The sequence below is a fragment of the Corallococcus sp. AB049A genome (assembly GCF_003668885.1).
Taxonomy (GTDB): Bacteria; Myxococcota; Myxococcia; order Myxococcales; family Myxococcaceae; genus Corallococcus; species Corallococcus interemptor.
Genome location: NZ_RAWL01000900.1, coordinates 1 through 603, shown reverse-complemented (window position 1 = coordinate 603; position 603 = coordinate 1). Strand labels below are relative to the sequence as shown.

Below are 603 nucleotides of genomic sequence, written 5' to 3'. Positions count from 1 at the left end.
TCCTTCACCCGAGTTCTCTCAAGCGCCTGAGAATTCTCATCCTACCCACCTGTGTCGGTTTACGGTACGGTCTGCGTAAGCTGAAGCTTAGGAGCTTTTCCTGGAAGCGTGGTATCAGTGACTTCGCCATAAAGGCTCGTCTCGGTGCTCGGTCTTAGAGGATCCCGGATTTGCCAAAGATCCAAACCTACCGCCTTTCCCCAGGACAACCAACGCCTGGTACACCTAACCTTCTCCGTCCCTCCATCGCACTTACGCGAGGTGCAGGAATATTAACCTGCTTCCCATCGACTACGACTTTCGTCCTCGCCTTAGGGGCCGACTCACCCTGCGCCGATTAACGTTGCGCAAGGAAACCTTGGGCTTTCGGCGTGCGGGTTTTTCACCCGCATTATCGTTACTCATGTCAGCATTCGCACTTCCGATACCTCCAGCAGACTTCTCAATCCACCTTCAACGGCTTACGGAACGCTCCTCTACCGCGCATAACAAAGTTATGCACCCCAAGCTTCGGTTCTGTGCTTAGCCCCGTTAAATCTTCCCCGCAGACCGACTCGACCAGTGAGCTATTACGCTTTCTTTAAAGGGTGGCTGCTTCTAAGC

The 603-nt window shown here is 53.6% G+C and carries 1 rRNA gene; it reads right to left on the bottom strand.

What is annotated here, in order from left to right:
* A 23S ribosomal RNA gene (locus D7X55_RS45900) occupies nt 1–603 on the bottom strand; the annotation flags it as partial.